The 3,825-nt window shown below is 61.0% G+C and carries 4 protein-coding genes; 2 read left to right on the top strand and 2 right to left on the bottom strand.

What is annotated here, in order from left to right; genetic code table 11:
- The first annotated feature begins 668 nt into the window (after positions 1 to 668).
- A complete protein-coding gene (locus tag C486_RS00435) occupies positions 669 to 2,480 on the top strand; it encodes a hypothetical protein (protein ID WP_008090846.1) in 1,812 nt (603 codons plus the stop codon).
- Positions 2,481 to 2,569: 89 nt separating this feature from the next.
- Positions 2,570 to 2,872, top strand: a complete 303-nt coding sequence (locus tag C486_RS00430) for a hypothetical protein (RefSeq protein ID WP_004592272.1) — start codon at positions 2,570 to 2,572, stop codon at positions 2,870 to 2,872.
- Positions 2,873 to 3,060: 188 nt separating this feature from the next.
- On the opposite strand, the gene C486_RS00425 is transcribed toward C486_RS00430, so the two are convergent.
- Positions 3,061 to 3,384 (bottom strand): hypothetical protein, encoded by a 324-nt coding sequence (locus C486_RS00425; protein ID WP_004592271.1) that lies wholly within the window; start codon positions 3,382 to 3,384, stop codon positions 3,061 to 3,063.
- On the bottom strand, positions 3,381 to 3,825 hold a 445-nt coding region (locus tag C486_RS00420; RefSeq protein WP_241432446.1), incomplete at its 5' end, for a hypothetical protein. The genes C486_RS00420 and C486_RS00425, both read right to left, overlap by 4 nt.

Here is a 3,825-nt window from a genome sequence, read left to right as displayed (position 1 = left end):
CGGCTGAAATCACGGTGCTCATACCGTTATAATATGTTAAAACACCGATTTCAAGCTTTGGGTTCGCGAGAGAAACGGCTAAGTGCCATGAGGAACGACAGGTAGGCAAAGCTAACCAACGTGATCGAAGTCCGGCAGGAAGGGCCGGACACGACCGCGGGGGGCCGTGCCACCGGCCCCCTGCGGGTGGAACTCCTTGCCCGGGAGGTTCCGTGTCCTACCCTTCTGTCTCCGCCGAAAAGTAATTTGCGCTCCCTTCGGCGGCTGGTGTGCGGTGTTATAACGGCTGATTTCAGCCAGTGCAGCCCACAGCCCACAGCCCACAGCTTGCCGATCTCCCGGCGGGCGGTCCCATCTTTCGCGGTCGCGGTTGTCCTCGAGCGTGACCGAGCGCGAGCGAGTGCCGGATGGGTGGATGCCCGTACCCGGCGCGCAGCGGAGCGAGCACCGGAAAGACCGGAACACAGGGAGCGCAGCGGAGCGAGCGACCGGCCTCGTTCCGGCGAGGGAGCGAGCGCGAGGGATTCCGGTAACAGCGGGTGGTGGCCATGAGTGCGGACGAAGGCCAGCCCGAGTTAGCACACTCTCGGCTACCACGGTCTAACTCTGTAGAAGCTTGTACCCCGGAAGATCAGCCGTCTCACGAAACGCGGCCATACGATGAGCGGGTGGCTGATCGGGCAGCCGAGTGCGTCGAGGAGTTCCGTGAGAAGTACCCGTACCTCGCTGGTCGGCCGCTATCCGAGAGGGACGGTCAGACACTCCGCTCGGAACTGGTCGAAACGGATCGCGTCGAGGAGCATGTCCAGGGCGAGCGCGAATGGGAGCGCGGGTTTAGCGTCGATCGCGTCGAACGGGCCGAGTCGGTGACATGGGCGGAAGGGTTGTTCCGGTTCCTAACAGCCCGCCAGCCCTACGATGATGGGCTGGGTGGTCGTTTCGAGTCGCGTTACGACGGTGAGACGTTCACTGTGGACTTCGATGACTGTTGGACGAGTTCCTACGGCGATGAGCAAGCCGCCAAGAACGCGGCGTTTCAGCGGCAACTGATGGGTGGGACGTACCCGGAGAGCGAAGACAGTGCTCGCTCCGGCGAGCACGTCGAGGGCGAATGGGGCGACGTCGCTACGATCATGCTCACGCGGACGGGTTCATCGAAGCCGGACGGTGAGCGGGTGCCGCCGGTCGATCACGGCGACCGCGTGGCCCGCACGTGGTCGCAGGGTGACGTGTACGACGTGGTGCGGAACGCAGCGGAGTACCATCTCGGCTTAGAGTCTGAACAGTGGGGGTACGTTCGTGGTGACGACGTGCACGGGTTGGATGCTGAGAATCCGGGAGAGAACGCCTGTTACGTGCATTGTCACGATGCTATTTACATCGACTTGCAGGCAACAGGGCTACGCGACACGTTCGACACGGACCACGAGATCGTGGCTGTGTTGGAGAACACGTTCTACCCGGCGATTGAGAAGCACATCGAAGCGTGTGACTTGGCGAAACCAGAGGCTCATACCCGCGAGAAGGCCATAGAGGTGCGCTTAGACTTGGAGGAACCGGCGGGATACGCGACGGAGTACCTTCGGCTACAGGAGGACACGCCGATGATGGAGATGCCGGTCGAAATGCAGGCGTTCGCAGCTATCGAGTGGGCGCAGAACCGGCAGAGGATCGCTCGCTCGCAAGTTTTCAATGATGCCGCGAAAGCGGACCTATGCCTTCAGGACAAGGAGCGAGTGCACGGCCACCGCCTGAAGTACGACGGGAAGGGTAACGTCGTGTGTGCTCGCTGTGGCTCTGCTGTTGGGATCGGTGCCGATACGATAGCAGAGTACCGGCTGTCGTCACAGTCGTCGTCTGACGGCCAGCAGGCGGTCGCTGATGGTGGTCATGAGTACGTGGTCGGATACCGGACGGGCGAGCCACCGGCAGCGGCAGAGGCTCGGTCACAGGTTCGTGAGTACGTCGAGGCGCACGGGGTGCCGGACTCGGTGCCGAACGTGATGGGGTCGCTGGGGATCGCACCGCAACACAAGCAGGTGGTCGAGGAGGCCGTGGCTGGAGTAAACACAGCTGAGGAAGTCGAGCCGGTCTATGGCGAGCCGCCGGAGATTCCAGCTGAGTACGAGCTGGTCGAGATCGTCAACCCGGACGGATCGATAGAGGCAACGGGTGGTGGTGGGGGGGGTGCGTCGATGGCCGAGTTGGTGCTACCAGAGGATCGGCTGTTACGTGAGACGCGGTTGGCGCACGTGTCGGGGGGTGCGAAAATCCGGTGCGAGAAGACCGGCTTCGCTACGTTCTCGGCGGAGACGATGGCGCGGTACTTGGTCGAGAACTGCAACGTTCGAGAACCGTGGTACGCGGAGGTGCTCATGTCGTTCGAGTGGCCATGGAGTGAGGACGGGCCACGCGATCGTCGTGAGTTGCCGCCGGTCCTCGACGAGCCGGTGGCTCGACCACCAGAGGATTGCCGATGACCCCGCGAGAACGGGCGAGGCACCCACTGGCGCGGGTGTGCCCGAAAGGGCCGGTGTCACACCACCGACCCCGTGCCGTCACGGAAACCATGACAGCAAAATCAGATTCCCCGGCAAAGGGGCATGAGAGTATCGATACCGAAGACTTGGTCCACGGAACGCCGCTCGAAGGTGAGTCAGACGAGTTCGTGGCGTTGGTGCTGGAGGGTCAGAAGCAGGAGGCTATAACGGCCGCAGACACGTTGACGCGGGCGTTACTGAACGATGATAAGCCACTGACGGACGACGATGTGGCGCGGCTCGCTGAGATCGGGAATGCGTTCCGGGCGATCTACAGTGAACTGGTCCACCGTGTGCCGGAGGAGCACCGTGTGAGGTACAAGGACTCGTAGTCGGTTTATCATACTTCTGGTAGTATGCGTATTCAGTGATACCCTCCCCTACAGTATTCATTAACTGTAGACCTTCGGTCTACAGTGAATGAAATTGGCCCACAGCCCATTTGCCCATGGTGTGTCAGAGAGGAGGTAGATATATAGATGCGCGTTGTTCTCGATCGGGGTGGTTCGTGATGGGTGCTCTATCCGTCGTTTTCGGTGTTGTTGAGTTTCGCCATGCCGACCATCGGGGCCAGCATCGGGGCGTGTAGCATGGCTTCAGCCAGTGCCTCGCGGTACGTGGTCACTGGTGGGGCATCTGTCTGTGTGTCTTCGGCTCGCCCGTACCCAGATCCGACGATCTCCGTTCCATCAAGAGCAGGGTCGTAGTTGTTGAGAATCCGGCTTACGGTCGGTTGGGATTTGTCGATCGCTGGATGGTCGGCGATCTCGTCTTGTGAGAGGTTGGTGCCGTGTGCCAGTGCCCAGATGAGTTCTTTCTGTAGCTGATCGCTTGAGGTGTTCATGCTGAATCACCTCGGGTGTGGCGGTACACGCCAAGTGCGACCGCGCCGACGATCGCCACCGCGCCGATCACGGCGATGGGAAGGGCCGGTTCAGCCGTGATGGTCAGGGCGAGCAGGAACCAGCCGATGAGGGAAACGGCGGCTGGGTGCGTGACGGTGATGGTCCGCGCGTCCCTCTCGCGGTGCTCATCGAGTTCGTCTCGAAGTTCTTCGATCTGGTTTTCTCGATTCTCCAGTTTCTCGCGGAGTTCGTGGTTCTCGCGCCGGAGTTCGGGCGCGTGAGTTCCGTCGCGTAACGTCCGCCGGATAGCGGCGCTACGACTTTCGTCTGGTTCCTGTCGTTCGGTGAGTCGGTTTTCTAACGAGTCCGGTATTTCGGCTGAAATCACGGTGCTCATACCGTTATAATATGTTAAAACACCGATTTCAAGCTTTGGGTTC

Origin of the sequence: Natrinema gari JCM 14663, assembly GCF_000337175.1 — an archaeon.
GTDB lineage: Archaea > Halobacteriota > Halobacteria > Halobacteriales > Natrialbaceae > Natrinema > Natrinema gari.
The sequence above is the reverse complement of the archived record's forward strand: the minus strand, read 5'-3'. Positions and strand labels throughout refer to the sequence as shown.